This is a genomic window from Geothrix edaphica (assembly GCF_030268045.1).
Classification (GTDB): domain Bacteria; phylum Acidobacteriota; class Holophagae; order Holophagales; family Holophagaceae; genus Geothrix; species Geothrix edaphica.
In genome coordinates this window covers 317,470-331,913 of the sequence record NZ_BSDC01000002.1, presented here as the reverse complement: position 1 = coordinate 331,913, position 14,444 = coordinate 317,470, and the positions used below count along the sequence as shown (strand labels likewise).

Sequence of the window (14,444 nt, the reverse complement as noted above, 5' to 3'; positions counted from 1 at the left end):
TCAGGCCAGTCGTGCGGCCACATCGCGATAGTCGGGGTCCATGTCGTGGACGGCCTTGAACTCGGCGGCGGCGAGCGCGGTCTGGCCCTGCAGGAGGTAGGTCTCGGCCAGGTCGTAGCGCAGGCCGATGCTGTCCTCGGGCGGGAAGCCGGGGGCCTCGATGCCCTGGCGCAGCCAGTCCACGGCGGCCTTGAGGTCGCCCCGGGCCTGCTCGCAGATGCTGAGCATGGAGCAGCACTCCAGGGTGCGCTCGGGGTCGCCCATGGCGATCTTGAACTCCTCGATGGCTGGATCGATGAGCATCATCTCCTTGTAGGCGATGCCCAGGTTGTAATGGGTGTCGTAGTCGTCGCCCTTGACCTGCTTCTCCACGCCCTCGCGGAAGGCGCTGAACAGCTCGTCGACACTCTGGATCTTCTCCACCACGTTGGTGGCGTCGTGCATCTCCTCATCCTCGCCCGTGTCCATGAGGGCGGTGCCCAGCACGTCGGTGAGGTCGAAGAAGGAGTTGGCGAAGTCGTGCTCCTCGAGGGCGCTGGCCTTCGCGGTGAGTCCGAGCTTCTGGAGGGCGCTGGCCGCGCGTTCCAGGCGGGCCTCCAGCTCCGGATGCGCCGGGAACTGCTTGAGGGCGGCCTCGATTTCGGCCTTGGCCTCCTCGGGGCTCCCGTAGTCCAGCTGGAAGTCGATGTCGCCAAGCAGGCTGGCCAACTCCTCCGGGATGGGCGCGGGCCCGCCGGCCACCGAGAGCGGAGGCAGGGCTTCGATGACTTCCGGAGCCAGGATGCCCGTGGGCATGGGGGGAAGCGGCGTGGTGGGGGCCGAGAAGGGCACCGACTCCGAAGCCAGGTCCGTCAGGGTGTCATCCATCCAGCTCAGGTCGGAGGCATCCAGGGCCGCGGGTTCCGCGGGGAGGGGCGGCAGGCCGGCGGGGGGCGCGAAGGGGTCCGGCAGGACGGGCAGGCCCTCGCCCAGGGGGATGGCCTCCCGCGCGGGGGGCTTGGGGGCCATGGCCGGAGGCGCGCTGGCGGCGGGGAGGTCGAGCGCGATGAGCGGTTCCACCTCGCCGGGGGGTTCCGGCAGGGGAATGGGAGCCCCGGCCATGGGCGGCGCGGCGGGTCGCGGGGGGGCGGGCGCAGGGGCCGGGGGACGGGCGCCGGGCTCGGGCAGGCCCAGGGTCCGGCGGTGGATGCGGGTGGACCCGGGGAAGAGCTGCTCCGCCATGTCCAGCAGGTGGGTGGCCTCGCGCTTCCGGTCCAGCTGGACGAGGGCCTGGGCGCTCTGCACGTACTGCATCTGGACCTTGGTGAGGTGCCCCGTCGTGCGGTGGACGGCGACGATGGCCTCGATGAGGTTCAGGTCGGACGGATCCAGCTCCAGGGCCTTCTTGTAGGTCTCCACGGCGCGTTCGGTGCTGCCGCTCCGGAGCAGGGCCTCGGCTTCGCGGGAGAACTGGTCCATGCGGAGCCGCCGGATGGGGTCCAGCTCCGTCTCCCCATGCTGGGTGCCTTCCAGGATCGCGGGGGTCTGGAAGCCCTCGGAGAATCCGGTCGGGGGGGCGCTGGCCGGGGCCGAGGCATCGGGGATGGCGCCCAGGGCGCGCAGCTGGCCCGAGAGATGGCCGATCAGCGACTGGTCGTTGGCCTGATGGGCCAGGCCATAGGCGCTCTGGAGGGCGTGGATCTGGTCGGGCCGGTTGCCGCTCTGGTGGGAGATCTCCGCCAGGAGGGTCCAGGACTCGACGCTCATGTGGTTCTGCAGGGCCGACCGGAGGCTCCGGCCCACGGTGTCGCCGGAGCCCCGGCGGGCCAGCTCGCGGGCGATGGGCGCGAACAGCCGGAGCCCCTCTTCGGCGCGGTCGGCGTTCACCAGGTTGCGGAGGGCCTTCTCGGCGAGTGGAAGCGACTTCTCGGGGATCTGTGCGATCTCCCCCAGGGCCTCCAGGGCGCGGTCGGGGTGGCCGCTGCGGAGCTCGATCTCCCCCAGGGCCTCCAGCAGGTCCATGTCCCTCGGGTTCTTGGCCAGCCCCTCGCGCAGGTGCTGCGCCGCCGTGGCGTAGTCGCCCTGGATCACCCCCAGCCGGCTCTGGGTGAGGAAGACGTGGGGCGTGGAGATCATCGCCTTGGCGCGCTCGAGGATCTGGTTGGCCTCGCCGTGCATCTGCTCCATGGCCAGGGACTCGGCCACCTCGAGGTAGATGCCCGCCGCGCGGTCCTTCATCCCCTCCTTGTTGTAGAGGTCCGCCAGCTTGACCTTCATCTTCAGGTTCTTGGGGTCGAGGTCGACGACCTTGTTGAACTCCTCCAGGGCCCGCTTGATGAGGCCCTTTTTCTGGAAGTGCTCGGCCACCTGCAGGTGCACCTTCACCGCATCGGTGACCTTGTTCATCTGGCGGTAGAGGTCCGCCAGGCGCTGGGCCGCGTCGATGTCCTCCGGCGCATTGCGCACGACCTTCTGGAAAATGGCGGCCGCGCGCGCGTGGAAGCCGTCCCGTTCATAGGCGCTGCCAAGCCGCTTGTGGATCTCCACGCCCTCGCGGGTCCGTCCGATCTGCACGTAGAGGTCGCCGATCTGGTTCAGGGTGGAGTAGTCCTTCGGGTTGTCCTCCACGAGCTTGAGGAACTCTTCGATGGCCCGCTCGACCTTGCCCGACGTCAGGAGCTTGTCGGCTTCCTTCTTGACTTTGACGCGATCAATGGCCATTCACTTCCTCGGGATGCCTGGCGGGGTTCGGAAAGTGTAGGCGGGGGGGGGCGCCTTGGATAGGGCTAGGGAAGTGCTTACAGGAAGTTGCGGCCCGTGAAGCTGTGGGGCAGCAACTCCTCCAGGCGGTGGAGCTCCCGGGTGCTGCGGTTGGCGAGGAGCACCGGCAGCCCCTCGGCGAATTCGGCCAGGGCCTGCCGGCAGGCGCCGCAGGGCGGGGTCAGCGCCGCCACATCGGTCACCACCACGGCGGCCACCAGGTCCCCGGGGCGCAACCCGGCGGCCACGGCCGCGCTGAGGGCCCCCCGTTCGGCGCAGAGGGTCACGGGATAGGCGGCATTCTCCACGTTGCAGCCGGGCACGATGGCGCCCGACGTCGTGAGCAGCGCGGCGCCGACCTGGAAGTGGGAATAGGGGGCGTGGGCGTTCGCACGGGCCCTCCAGGCCGCCTCCAGCAGGGGCGTCCAGGCGGGGGATTGGGGATCGTCGAACACCGGCGCCTCCTGCGTGGTCTTCAGCTTAACGGAGGTTCCGGGGCGGGCCGCTCCCCGGCACCTTCCGCCTGGACCAGGGCCAGGGCCCGCCAGCAGGGGGTGTGCCCCCGCACCTCGCGGGCCGCCTCGGCGCCATGCAGCTCCAGGCTGACGTCCCGCTTCTGCAGCCGGGCCTGGAGCACCGCCCCGGAGAGCCGCTCCAGCTCCCGTTCGAAGGGGCGGCCCGGGGCCCAGGCGGTGAGGTCGAGCCTCAGATGCAGGCCTTGGGGCCGCTCTTCCTGGAAGGTCCGCACCCAGAGCTGGCTGCGCTGGGCCGTGCGCTTCCAGTGGACCCGGCCGGGAGGATCCCCCGCCCGCCAGGGCCGCGCCCCCTCAGGGCTGCTGGTCCCCTCCTGGGTCACGGTGCGGTGGCCCTCGCCCCGCCAGCCCGCAGGCGGGGCCGGCGGCGTGCGGGGGTGGGGCAGGATGAGCAGCTCCTGGTCCAGGTCGAGGAAGCGGGCCTTCTCCACCAGGCCGAAGGGAAAGCGCGTGCGGAGCTCCAGGCGCCGGGCCCGGGTCCAGCCACGATGCCCGGCCCGGGCGTGGAGGACCACCAGGGCCTCGCCATTCCGGGTGGTCCGGCCCAGGAAGCCCGGCTCCACCTGGCTGTCGTCGAGCGTGAGGTGCAGCTCCAGGCCCCGGAGCCGCCCCCGGCCCCCGTCCTGGAGACGGAGCCTGAGCCCGCCCCGCACCCGGGCGAAGAGGTTGCCCTCCTCCAGGCCCACCACCTTCAGCCCCTGCAGGGCCCGGCGGCTGAGGACGCCCGACACCAGGAACAGCCCCAGCATCAGCGAGAACACCAGGTAGAGCAGGTTGTTGCCCGTGTTCACGGAGAAGGCGCCCACGGCCAGCAGGGCCAGCAGGCACTGGACACCCAGGCCCGTGAGGGACAGGCGCAGGCGGCGGTCGCTCCACAGTTGCATGCCCCCCAGCCTACCCGCCCGGGCCCGCCTGCTAGCATGGTCCTTCTCTCCAAGGCCCCCATGTCGACCCGCCTCTTCCGCACGAAGTCCCTGGAACAGCTGCGCGCGAGCGCCGACGAGCCGGAGCACCAGCTCAAGAAGAACCTCACGGCCTTCGACCTCACCATGTTCGGCATCGGCGCCATCATCGGCGCGGGCATCTTCTCGAGCATCGGCACGGCGGCTGCGGGGAACCTGGCCGGCGGCCGGCTGCCCGCGGGCCCCGGCCTGGTGCTCAGCATCCTCATCGTGGCCCTCATCTGCGGCTTCACGGCCCTGGCCTACGCCGAGCTGGCCTCCATGATCCCCGTGTCCGGCAGCGCCTACACCTACGCCTACGCCACCCTGGGCGAGTTGATGGCCTGGATCATCGGCTGGGACCTGCTGCTGGAGTACGCCATCTCCAACGTGGCCGTGGCCATCTCCTGGGGCGACTACGCCCGCAGCTTCCTGTCCACGGTGCTGCACGTGGACATCCCGGGCTGGCTGGGGATGGACCCCCGCTCGGCCCTGAAGCTCGTGGAAGGCGCGCCGGCCATGGAGCTCGGCGCCAAGCTGCACGCCCTGGCCCAGGCCAAGGCCGGGCTCGCCAACGGCGCCGCCACCTTCCTCAACTGGGAGGTGGTGAAGGCCGCCCCCACCGTGGCCGGCTTCCCCATCACCATCAACCTCCTGGCCGTGGTGATCACCATCCTGATCACCTGGCTCTGCTACATCGGCATCAAGGAGAGCGCCCGCGTCAACAGCGTCATGGTGGTCATCAAGGTGATCATCCTGCTGGCGGTGGTGGGGCTCGGCATCCGGTTCATCAGTCCCGCGAACTGGCACCCCTTCGTGCCCCACGGCTGGAAGGGCATCCAGGCCGGCGCGGCCATCATCTTCTTCGCCTTCATCGGCTTCGATGCCGTGAGCACCACGGCGGAGGAGTGCCGCAACCCCGGGAAGGACCTTCCCCGGGGCATCCTGGGCTCCCTGGTGATCTGCACCGTCATCTACGCCGCCGTGGCCCTGGTGGTGACGGGCATGCTGCACTACACGAAGCTGGGGGGCATCGCGGATCCCCTGGCCTACATCTTCACCGAGCACAAGATGGCCGGCATCGCCGCCGTCATCAGCTTCGGCGCCGTCATCGCCACCACGGCCGCCCTCCTGGTCTACCAGGTGGGCCAGCCGCGCATCTTCCTCAGCATGAGCCGCGACGGTCTGCTGGGGTCCTGGTTCGGCAAGGTCCACGACCGCTACAAGACCCCCTCCCACGCCACGGTGCTCACGGGCTTCCTGGTGGCCATCCCCGCGGCCCTGCTCAACATCGACGAGGTGGTGGAGCTGGCCAACATCGGCACCCTCTTCGCCTTCGTCATCGTCTGCCTGGCGGTGCTGATCCTGCGGCAGCGGCGGCCCGAGGCCCCCCGGAAGTTCATCATGCCCTTCGCGTGGATCGTGGCGCCCCTGGGCATCCTGGGCTGCTTCTGGATCGCCCGGGGGCTCCCGGCCCTCACCTGGTACCGGTTCTTCGGCTGGCTGGGCATCGGGCTGGTGATCTACTTCTTCTTCGGCTCGCGGAACAGCCGCCTGGAGACGCCAGCCGCGCGATGATGGACCTGGAGCTGCCCCATGTTCACCGGACTGATCAGATTTCTCGGCACCCTTGAATCCCGCTCGACCCGGCCCGGCGGGGCACGGCTCCGCATCGCCGCCCCGGCGGATCTGCTGGCCCGGGCCGAGCAGGGCGCCAGCATCGCCGTGAACGGCGCCTGCCTCACGAGCGTGGCCGCGGATGGCCGGGCCTGGGAGGCGGACCTCAGTGACGAGACCCTGCAGAAGACCACCCTGGGCCGCCTGCCCCTGGGCGCGACCCTGCACCTGGAGCCGGCCCTGCGCGTGGGCGATCCCCTGGATGGCCACCTGGTCTCCGGCCATGTGGACGGTGTCGGCCGGCTGCTGGAGCGGCCGCAGGACGAGGGCATCTGGCGCTTCGCCATGCCTTCGGAGCTCGCGCCCATGACCGCCGCCAAGGGCTCCGTGGCCGTGGATGGCATCTCCCTCACCGTGGTGGACTGCGGCACGGACTGGTTCACCGTGGCCCTCATCCCCGAGACCGTCAGGCACACTGCGCTGAAGGGCCTGCGCCCCGGCGACCCCGTGAACCTCGAGGCCGATCCCATCGGCCGCTTCGTGGCCCGGGCCCTGGCTCTGCGCGCCAGCGACGAGAAGCTCGCCCGCTTCGCCCAGGGCGGCTGGAACGGCTAGCTACTCCCGCGCGCCCTTGCGGATGCGGTCCATCTCTCGCTTCTGCTCGCGCTGCTTGAGGGCCTCGCGCTTGTCACCCACGGCCTTGCCCTCGGCCAGGGCGACCTTCACCTTGATCTTCCCCTGCTCGTTCAGGTAGATGGCCAGGGGGATGATGGTGAGGCCCTTGCGCACCACCTTGGCGGTCATCTTGGTGATCTCGGCCTTGTGCAGCAGCAGCTTGCGGGGCCGCAGGGGGTCGTGGTTGGCGTAGGTGCCGAACTCATAGGGAGAGATGTGGGCCTGCTTGAGCCACAGCTCCCCGGCCACGGCATCCACGTAGGCATCCTGCAATTGCCCCAGGCCCGCCCGCAGGGCCTTCACCTCGGTGCCCTGGAGGGCGATCCCCGCCTCCCAGGTCTCGAGGACGTGGTAGTTGTGCAGGGCCTTGCGGTTGCGGACGAGATCTTCACCCATGAAGCCAGTGTAGCGCCCCGGTAGACTCATTCTTTTGGATGGCCTGATGCTGCAGAAGATCCTCGCCCCCGTCATCGCCTGGATGCTGATGGTCATGGCCGCCATGGGGCCCCTGGGCGTCATGCTGCTCATGGCCATCGAGAGCGCCTGCATTCCGCTGCCCAGCGAGGTCATCATGCCCTTCGCGGGGTACCTGGCCTACAAGGGGCAGATGACCCTGTTCGGCCTGGGGGCCGGCCACCCCGTGGCGCAGATCTGGATCGCGGGCGTCTTCGGGGCCCTGGGCTGCAACCTGGGCAGCATCCCGGCCTATGAGGTCGGCGCCTGGGGCGGCCGCCGCGCCGTGGAGAAGTACGGCCGCTACATCTGGCTGCACACGGGCCACCTGGACCAGGCCCACCGCTTCTTCGAGCGCTTCGGGACCTGGGCCATCTTCATCGGCCGCCTGCTGCCCGTGGTGCGCACCTTCATCGCCCTGCCCGCCGGCATCGCGCGCATGAACCGCACCCGCTTCCACCTCTACACCTTCGCCGGGAGCCTCCCCTGGTGCCTGGCCCTGGCCTGGGTCGGCTACAAGCTCGGCGAGAAGTGGAACACCCTCGGCCAGTACTTCCACAAGCTCGATGCCGTCATCGGCGTGTTGATCGTGGCCGGTGCCGCGTGGTTCGTGTACGACCACTTCAAGAACCGGACGAAGGGCTGATCAGCCCGCGAAGCGGTCCGTGGCCGCCACCAGGGCCCTGGAGATGCCGGGCTCGTAGGCGCTGTGGCCGGCGTCGGGGACGATGACGAGGTCGGCTTCGGGCCAGACCTTCGACAGGGCCCAGGCACTCTCGATGGGGCAGACCATGTCGTAGCGGCCCTGGACGATGGTGCCGGGGATGCCCTTCAGCTTTCCCGCGTCGCGCAGGAGCTGGGCCTCGTCCATCCAGCCCCTGTTGAGGAAGTAGCTGCACTCGATGCGGGCGAAGGCGAGCGTCGTGGCCTCGTCGCCGTAGGAGGCGATGAAGTCGGGATCGGGGATGAGCTTGCTGGTGGCGCCCTCCCAGATGCTCCAGGCTTTCGCAGCGGGCAGGTTCACGGCCGGGTCCTCGCTCAGCAGGCGCTTCGCATAGGCCTGGAGGAAGTCGCCGCGCTCGGCTTCGGGGATGGCGTCGCGGTAGGGCTCCCAGGCGTCGGGGAAGATGCGGCTGGCGCCCTCCTGGTAGAGCCAGTCCACCTCGCGCTGGCGCAGCAGGAAGATGCCGCGGAGGATCAGCTCGGTCACGCGCTCGGGGTGCGTCTCCGCGTAGGCCAGCCCCAGGGTGGCGCCCCAGGAGCCGCCGAAGACCATCCAGCGGTCGATGCCCAGCTCCGTGCGGATGCGCTCGATGTCGGCCACCAGGTCCCAGGTGCCGTTCTCGCGCACCTCGGCGTAGGGCGTGCTCCGGCCGCAGCCCCGCTGGTCGAAGAGGATGATGCGGTAGATCTCCGGGTCGAAGTAGCGCCGGTGCTTGGGGCTGGTGCCGCCGCCGGGCCCCCCGTGGAGGAAGATGACCGGCTTGCCGCTGGGGTTGCCGCTCTCCTCCACGTGCAGCTCATGGAGGCCTGACACCTTCAGGCGCAGGGTGCTGTATGGCTCGAGGGTCGGGTAGAGCCAGCTGACGGGATCCTTGCGCAGGGACATGGGGGCACTCCTTACACGAAGAACAGGGCCGCCGCACCCGCCAGGGCCAGCAGCGTGCCCAGGATCGCATGGCCGCCGAGCTTCTCCCTGAAGACGAAGTGGGAGACGGGCAGCAGGATGACCGGCGACAGGGACATGAGCGTGGCGGCCACCCCCATGGGGGCCTTGGCGATGGCGACCAGGGACAGCACCACGCCCAGCACGGGGCCCGTGGCGGCCCCGAGGCCGATGAAGGCCGTGGCCCGGCCGTCCCGCAGGCCGCCCAGGGTGCCGCGCAGCCGGCCCGTGGCGCTGAAGTAGAGGAGCAGCGCCCCCAGGCCCGCCGTCACGCGGATGAGATTGGCCGAGATGGGCGGGAATCCTCCCGCCAGGCCCTTCATGCTGAACACGAGCCCCACGGACTGCCCCAGGGCGCCGCCCACGCCCAGCAGGACGCCGCGCCAGAGATGGGGGTGGGCCTCCTGATCCCCGCCGCCCCACACCACCCAGGCGATGCCGCCCAGGGTGACGGCCATGGCCAGGACCTTGGCGGGGCCCATGCTCTGGCCCAGGAACAGCCAGGCCAGGAGCGCGCTGAAGATGGGCGAGAGGGTCATCAGCAGCATGGCGAGCCGCGCCCCGATGAGCACGAAGGCCTCGAACAGCACTGCGTCGCCCAGGGCGAAGCCGATGAGGCCCGAGGCGCCCAGCCAGCCGAGCCGCGCGGCCCCGGCTTGCATTGGGAAGGCCTGGCCATAGAGGGCGAGGTGCAGCAGGACCAGCAGCCCCCAGGCCATGAGCAGCCGCAGGAGGTTGACGGAGGCCGACCCCACGCGCCGGCCGGCCACCGTGAAGCACACGGAGTTCAGGGACCAGCAGAGCGAGGTGAGGAGGGCGGCGCTTTCGCCGAGATACGTCATACGAACATCTGCAGGATCCCGTTGCTCATGAGCATGCCCCGGGCGCTGAGGCGCACGTGGTCGCCCTCCCAGACCGTGAGGCCTTCCCTCGCGAGAGCGCGGAGGCGCGCCTCCCACGCATCCGCCAGGGGCCGCAGGTTCAATGCCTCCGCCTTCCTCCGGAGGGCGCCCCAAGCCACGCCGCGGTGCAGGCGCAGGCCCAGCAGGGGGATCTCAGCCAGGGCTTCCGCCGGGCCCAGCTCCTGGCGGTCCACCTCGCCACGCCCATCAGCCCAGGCCGCGATGACACTGCTTTCGGTCCACCGCAGGTCCGCCAGCTGGGAGGCGGCGCTGGGGCCCAGGCCGAGGTAGGGGCGGCGCTCCCAGTAGCGGGTGTTGTGGATGGATTCCCCGCCGGGCCGGGCGTAGTTGCTGATCTCGTAGGGTGCCAGGCCGAGGCGCGGCAGTTCCTCCTGGAGGGCTTCGAACACGTCGGCGACGTCGTCCTCGGAGGGCAGCGCCAGGCGGCCCGCGTCGATCTCGGCGCGGAGGGGGCAGGCCTTATCCAGGTCCAGGAGGTAGACGCTCAGGTGATCGATGCCCGTGGCGGCGAGAGTCCGGGCATCCTCGACCACCTTGGACAGCGATTGTCCAGGGATGCCCACCATGAGGTCCGCGCTGCGGCGGCGGAAGCCGGCCCGCTGCGCCAGGTCCAGGGCCTCCAGGGCCTGGGCGGCACCGTGGATGCGGCCCAGCCGCCCGAGCAGGCCGTCGTCCAGAGCCTGCACGCCGAGGCTGACCCGGTCCCAGCCCAGGTCCCGGGCGCCCTGGAGCCAGGTCAGGTCCACGGTGCCCGGGTTGGCCTCGAAGGTGGCTTCCGCGAGGGGGCGGAGGTCGAAGGCTTCGCGAATGGCCCCCGTGAGGGCCGCCAGTTCCTCCGGGTTCAGCAGGGAGGGCGTCCCGCCCCCCAGGTAGAGCGTGTCCACCGCGGGCCGCTCCAGGGCGGCACCCCAGGTCCGCACCTGGGCGATGAGGCGGGCGGTGGTCTCCGGCTGGAGGCTCCGGTCGCGGGTGGTGGCGAAGGAGCAGTAGGTGCAGCGGTCGAGGCAGAAGGGGACATGCAGGTACAGACCCAGGGGCTCCGCATGGGCGGCGGTCCTGAGGGTCATCAGCCGCTCCGCGAGAGGGGACGGGAGGTCAGGGGTCAACCATCACCTGCTTCACGGTCTGGCGAAGGGCGCGCACCGCTCCCGGGAACCGCCAGGGCGCGCGGCTGGGCTCGGCGGCCTGCTCCAGGGCCTGGTAGCGCTGCTGCAGCAGGGCCCGGTGCTCGGGACGGGGGATCCGGCCGCCCATGTGGAGTTCGAGCAGCTGGAGGTTCTGCTGGAGGCGGGCCGACTGCGGATGGTAGAGGAACACGTTGAGGAGCATGTGCCCGAAGCCGAGCCCCAGGAGGAGGAAGCCGCCCACCAGGGGGAGGCGCAGGCCGGAGTTCAGCCCCAGGGCCAGCCACCAGCCGATGAGGCCCAGGAGCACCAGCGACAGCAGGGGGGCCAGGGGCATGACCCAGAGGCCGTTGCCCCAGAGGCAGTCGTGGATCAGCGAATCGGCCACGGCCTCCAGGGTGCGGCGGTCATTGGCGTCCCGGGCCTTGAGCAGGTGCTGGTCCAGGGCCTCCCAGGCCTGCTTCTGGACGGGGGTGAGCGTCACCTGGTGGTAACCGGCGGGATTCTCGCTCTGGCGGATGGGCTGGATCCGGTCGGGCCGGCCCCGTTCCACCGCCGGCGGGGGCGGGGGCTCCAGGATTTCCGCGTCCACGGGCGGGGGCGTGTTGGTGACGTGGGTCTGTCCCGCGGTGTCGCGCCAGTAGTAGGTCCGCGACGGCTGGCCGAGGAGGGCGAGGACGAGCAGTCCTGCGACGGCGGTCACCATGCGGCCTCAGAACTGGGCATCGAGGGCCTCGCACCAGAAGTGGTAGATCATCTGATGGACTTCCTGGATGCGGGCCGTCACGGTGGACGGCACCACCAGGGCATCGTCCATGAGGCCCGCGAGCTTCCCGCCGTCGCGGCCCAGAAGGCCCAGGGTGCGCACGCCCAGCTCCTTCGCGGAGGCCACGGCGCGGATGACGTTCGGACTGTTGCCGCTGGTGCTGATGCCGATGAGGAGGTCGCCCGGCCGGCCCAGGGCCTCCACCTGCCGGGAAAAAATCTGATCGAAGCCGTAGTCGTTGCCGATGGCGGTCAGGGCCGAGGTGTCCGTGGTGAGGGCGATGCCCGCCAGGGCGCGGCGCTCCTTCAGGTAGCGTCCGCTCAGCTCGGCCGCCAGGTGCTGGGCGTCGGCGGCGCTGCCGCCATTGCCGCAGACGAGGATGCGTCCCCCGCGCTTCAGGCGCTCGGCCATGTCGTCCGCCTGGGCGAGGATGTGCTCCAGCTCCTGGGCGAAGAAGGCCTGCTTCAGCTGGAGGGACTCCTGGACATGCTGGAGGAGGGTCTGCTTCATGCCGCCGATTGTGACAGGAATTCCACTCCCGCAGGCCGCCAAGCCCTGGCAGACTGCGGGAAGCATTGCCCCTACCGAGCGTGGATCCCATGGAATGGATTGCCCTCAAACACGCCCTGCTGTCCCACCTTCCGGTGGCGACGGGACTGCTGCTGCCCTGGGCGCTGTTCGCCTCCCAGCGGGCCGGGCGCGGCATCCGGCCCTGGTGGACGGTCTGCCGCTACCTCGGGTGGGTGGGGCTGCTGGGCCTGCTGGCCGCGCTCGTCAGCGGCCCCGCCGCGGGCCGGCTGCACGGGCTGGTCCCGGCGGGACGGATCTTCCCGCTGCCGGCCTCGGGCCTCGGCGCGGACGCCCTCCTGTTCCGCCACGCGGTGATCGCCACCAGCGCCGCCCTGCTCGCGCTGCCCGCCCTCTGGGCCATGAACCGGGCCCGCAAGGACCATCAGAGCCTGGGGATCCTGGCGCTGCTGCTGGGGCTCCTCTGGTCCGCCACGCTCCTGGCGACCGGTTATTCCGGCTACGGGCTGGCCCATCCGGTCAGCCCCGCCCCCATCCTGACCGCGCCGGTGAAGGCGGCGGAAGTCCCGGCGCCCCCGGTGGATCCGGAGGCCCAGGCCCCCCTGCGGGCCCTCGACTATGCGGCGCTCGAGCCCCTTCATGCCGAGCCCGTGAAGTCGCCGGCCCACGGCGGCCGCTGGATCCGCGCCTGGGCCAACCCCGCCGCCGCGGCGGCCTACCGCGCCGGGCGGACCCTGCCGCCGGGCGCCCTGGTGGTGATGAGCAGCCTCGAGGATCGCTGGGGCCGCCCAGGCACCGAACCCGGGCCCCTGTACGCCCTGGAGATGCAGGGGGAGACCCCGGCCCTCACCTTCTACTGGCCCCAGGTGCCCGTGGACCGTCGCCGGGAGACCGGGGGCGAGACGCGGGCGTACTGGCGGGGACAGGACCCCCACCTGGAGGCCTGCCGCGCCTGCCACGCCGGCGGCATGGCGGATCCCGCGAAACGCAGCAAGTGGCGAGTGCCGCGCAAGGCCGCCTCGGAGTGACATGGGAAAGCCGGCCCGGGGGCCGGCTTTCCTGTGGGCGACCGGCGCTCAATCGAGGGTGAACTCGCCGCTGTCGATGATGGTGATCTCCGTCGGGAGGAAGCGGACGTCGTAGCCCTTCTCCTTCAGCAGGTGGTAGGCCAGCTCGGCGCGAATGCCCGTGGAGCAGTGGCAGAGGACTTTCGCGTCCTTGGGAATCTCGGAGAGACGGGCCAGGAGCTGGGGCTCGGGGATCGTGAGGGCGCCCTTGATGACGCCGTTCTTCGTCTCGTCGGGGTTCCGCACATCGAGGATCACCACGCCGCGCTGGGCGGGGGCCAGCTCCGCGAGCTTCGTGAACTCGGCAGACGAGATGGCGCCCGGGCGGGGCTTGGGAATGAACGTGGCCTTGGCGGCCGGGGTGCCGGTCTCCACGGGCAGGGCCGCGGCCTGCCAGGCCTGGAACCCTCCGGAGAGGACGTTCACGCCCACATAGCCGGCCTTCACGAACGCCATGGCCACGGTCCGCGCGGTCTCGCCGCCGGTCCCATCCACCACCACCACGGGGGGCTTCAGCCGGGCCGGGGGGAAGGTCTTGAGCAGGTCCGCCACCTTGGCGGGGTCGGCGGCCACGGCGCCCTTCGGGAAGCCCTTGGAGGCCTCGGCGGCGGGCCGGGCGTCGAGGATCACCAGCGGGGTGCTGGTGTCCAGGTAGGCGGCCTTCAGCGAAGCGGGGCTCAGGACGCCGAAGTTCTTCCGGGCCCAGGCGGGCATGCCCTCCACGAACACCTTGGCGCGGGTGTACCCCAGCTTCTTGGCCTTGGCCAGCGAGCCGGGGCTCATGTTGCAGGTCTTCCCGCTGCAGTAGAAGATCACCAGCGCCTGTTTGTCGGCGGGCAGCTTGTCCATGTTCTTGTCGAAGGCGGGGAAGGGCAGGTTCACGGCCGTGGGGATGGCGCCTTCCATGAACCGGGGGGCCGGCCGGGAATCGAAGAGGAAGTACTTCCCCTGCTCGGGGCCCATGGCCACGAGCTTCTGGACCTCGTCCAGGGTGGCGATCTCCTCCGCCGCCAGCTTGACGGGCGGCTTGACGAACACGCCCACGGCGGTCTTCACGCCCTCCTTCTCGGTGTACTCGACGCGCACCTCGTGGCCCTTGGCGATGGACTTCAGCGCCGCCTCGGCGTTGGCGGCGGGCTCGGGCGTGACGACCTTCAAGGTGGCCTTGTCGAAGCGCAGCACTTCCGTGCGCTCGTCGACCCTCATCTGGAAGGAGTTGTTCTTCAGCACCAGGTTGTCGAAGTGGCCGCGCAGGTTGTTGGCGGCCGTGGTGTGGCAGGTGGTGCAGATCTTCGCGGCGGCGGGTTTCGGGGCCGGCGCGTCGGCGGCGGGCGCCAGGGCGCAGGCGGCGCCCAGCGCAAGGATGAGGCGAGTTCGGGATGCCATAGATTCTCCATGGGTCAAGTACGATT

At 70.7% G+C, this 14,444-nt stretch carries 14 protein-coding genes; 4 read left to right on the top strand and 10 right to left on the bottom strand.

The window, feature by feature from the left end:
* The 3 genes from QSJ30_RS09360 to QSJ30_RS09350 form a co-directional block, all read right to left on the bottom strand.
* Complete coding sequence (locus tag QSJ30_RS09360; RefSeq protein ID WP_285608658.1) at window positions 1-2,700, bottom strand: tetratricopeptide repeat protein; 2,700 nt, start codon at window positions 2,698-2,700, stop codon at window positions 1-3.
* Window positions 2,701-2,777: 77 nt separating this feature from the next.
* A complete protein-coding gene (locus QSJ30_RS09355; protein ID WP_285608656.1) occupies window positions 2,778-3,194 on the bottom strand; it encodes a cytidine deaminase in 417 nt (138 codons plus the stop codon).
* A 20-nt stretch (window positions 3,195-3,214) separates the two neighbouring features.
* Window positions 3,215-4,156 carry a DUF58 domain-containing protein gene (locus QSJ30_RS09350; RefSeq protein ID WP_285608654.1) on the bottom strand — a complete coding sequence of 314 codons (942 nt, stop codon included), beginning with the start codon at window positions 4,154-4,156 and terminating at the stop codon, window positions 3,215-3,217.
* Between the two features lie 60 nt (window positions 4,157-4,216).
* On the opposite strand from QSJ30_RS09350, the gene QSJ30_RS09345 reads away from it, so the two are divergent.
* Window positions 4,217-5,791 carry an amino acid permease gene (locus tag QSJ30_RS09345; RefSeq protein ID WP_285608652.1) on the top strand — a complete coding sequence of 525 codons (1,575 nt, stop codon included), beginning with the start codon at window positions 4,217-4,219 and terminating at the stop codon, window positions 5,789-5,791.
* 18 nt (window positions 5,792-5,809) lie between these two features.
* Window positions 5,810-6,445 (top strand): riboflavin synthase, encoded by a 636-nt coding sequence (locus QSJ30_RS09340; RefSeq protein WP_285608650.1) that lies wholly within the window; start codon window positions 5,810-5,812, stop codon window positions 6,443-6,445.
* On the opposite strand, the gene smpB is transcribed toward QSJ30_RS09340, so the two are convergent.
* Window positions 6,446-6,901, bottom strand: coding sequence for an SsrA-binding protein SmpB (gene smpB, locus QSJ30_RS09335; protein ID WP_285608648.1), 456 nt, complete (start codon window positions 6,899-6,901; stop codon window positions 6,446-6,448).
* Between the two features lie 46 nt (window positions 6,902-6,947).
* Here smpB and QSJ30_RS09330 point away from each other — a divergent pair, with 46 nt between their 5' ends.
* Entirely contained in the window at window positions 6,948-7,604 is a 657-nt protein-coding gene (locus tag QSJ30_RS09330) for a DedA family protein (RefSeq protein ID WP_285608646.1), read from the top strand.
* On the opposite strand, the gene pip is transcribed toward QSJ30_RS09330, so the two are convergent.
* Genes pip through gmhA form a run of 5 tightly spaced genes read right to left on the bottom strand, consistent with a single transcriptional unit; the run spans window position 7,605 to window position 11,947 of the window.
* Window positions 7,605-8,567, bottom strand: coding sequence for a prolyl aminopeptidase (gene pip / locus QSJ30_RS09325; RefSeq protein WP_285608645.1), 963 nt, complete (start codon window positions 8,565-8,567; stop codon window positions 7,605-7,607).
* A gap of 11 nt (window positions 8,568-8,578) precedes the next feature.
* Complete coding sequence (locus QSJ30_RS09320) at window positions 8,579-9,466, bottom strand: DMT family transporter (protein WP_285608643.1); 888 nt, start codon at window positions 9,464-9,466, stop codon at window positions 8,579-8,581.
* Window positions 9,463-10,614, bottom strand: coding sequence for a radical SAM family heme chaperone HemW (gene hemW, locus QSJ30_RS09315; RefSeq protein ID WP_285608641.1), 1,152 nt, complete (start codon window positions 10,612-10,614; stop codon window positions 9,463-9,465). Before hemW ends, QSJ30_RS09320 begins: the two co-directional genes overlap by 4 nt.
* 28 nt (window positions 10,615-10,642) lie before the next feature.
* Window positions 10,643-11,377 carry a DUF4124 domain-containing protein gene (locus tag QSJ30_RS09310; protein ID WP_285608640.1) on the bottom strand — a complete coding sequence of 245 codons (735 nt, stop codon included), beginning with the start codon at window positions 11,375-11,377 and terminating at the stop codon, window positions 10,643-10,645.
* Between the two features lie 6 nt (window positions 11,378-11,383).
* Entirely contained in the window at window positions 11,384-11,947 is a 564-nt protein-coding gene (gene gmhA / locus QSJ30_RS09305) for a D-sedoheptulose 7-phosphate isomerase (protein ID WP_285608638.1), read from the bottom strand.
* Between the two features lie 89 nt (window positions 11,948-12,036).
* Here gmhA and QSJ30_RS09300 point away from each other — a divergent pair, with 89 nt between their 5' ends.
* The gene (locus QSJ30_RS09300) at window positions 12,037-12,993 is read left to right on the top strand and encodes a hypothetical protein (RefSeq protein WP_285608637.1); all 957 of its coding nucleotides are present in this window, start codon (window positions 12,037-12,039) and stop codon (window positions 12,991-12,993) included.
* Between the two features lie 48 nt (window positions 12,994-13,041).
* On the opposite strand, the gene QSJ30_RS09295 is transcribed toward QSJ30_RS09300, so the two are convergent.
* On the bottom strand, window positions 13,042-14,418 hold the full coding sequence (locus QSJ30_RS09295; RefSeq protein WP_285608636.1) for a rhodanese-like domain-containing protein: 1,377 nt from the start codon (window positions 14,416-14,418) through the stop codon (window positions 13,042-13,044).
* Window positions 14,419-14,444: the final 26 nt, after the last annotated feature.

Bases quoted from the DNA above. Each gene is read 5' to 3' on its own strand.
- QSJ30_RS09310 (WP_285608640.1), bottom strand. From the start codon at position 11,377: ATGGTGACCGCCGTCGCAGGACTGCTCGTCCTCGCCCTCCTCGGCCAG.
- QSJ30_RS09300 (WP_285608637.1), top strand. From the start codon at position 12,037: ATGGAATGGATTGCCCTCAAACACGCCCTGCTGTCCCACCTTCCGGTG.
- QSJ30_RS09340 (WP_285608650.1), top strand. From the start codon at position 5,810: ATGTTCACCGGACTGATCAGATTTCTCGGCACCCTTGAATCCCGCTCG.
- QSJ30_RS09295 (WP_285608636.1), bottom strand. From the start codon at position 14,418: ATGGCATCCCGAACTCGCCTCATCCTTGCGCTGGGCGCCGCCTGCGCC.
- QSJ30_RS09345 (WP_285608652.1), top strand. From the start codon at position 4,217: ATGTCGACCCGCCTCTTCCGCACGAAGTCCCTGGAACAGCTGCGCGCG.
- smpB (WP_285608648.1), bottom strand. From the start codon at position 6,901: ATGGGTGAAGATCTCGTCCGCAACCGCAAGGCCCTGCACAACTACCAC.
- gmhA (WP_285608638.1), bottom strand. From the start codon at position 11,947: ATGAAGCAGACCCTCCTCCAGCATGTCCAGGAGTCCCTCCAGCTGAAG.
- QSJ30_RS09320 (WP_285608643.1), bottom strand. From the start codon at position 9,466: ATGACGTATCTCGGCGAAAGCGCCGCCCTCCTCACCTCGCTCTGCTGG.
- QSJ30_RS09350 (WP_285608654.1), bottom strand. From the start codon at position 4,156: ATGCAACTGTGGAGCGACCGCCGCCTGCGCCTGTCCCTCACGGGCCTG.
- QSJ30_RS09360 (WP_285608658.1), bottom strand. From the start codon at position 2,700: ATGGCCATTGATCGCGTCAAAGTCAAGAAGGAAGCCGACAAGCTCCTG.
- hemW (WP_285608641.1), bottom strand. From the start codon at position 10,614: ATGACCCTCAGGACCGCCGCCCATGCGGAGCCCCTGGGTCTGTACCTG.
- pip (WP_285608645.1), bottom strand. From the start codon at position 8,567: ATGTCCCTGCGCAAGGATCCCGTCAGCTGGCTCTACCCGACCCTCGAG.
- QSJ30_RS09330 (WP_285608646.1), top strand. From the start codon at position 6,948: ATGCTGCAGAAGATCCTCGCCCCCGTCATCGCCTGGATGCTGATGGTC.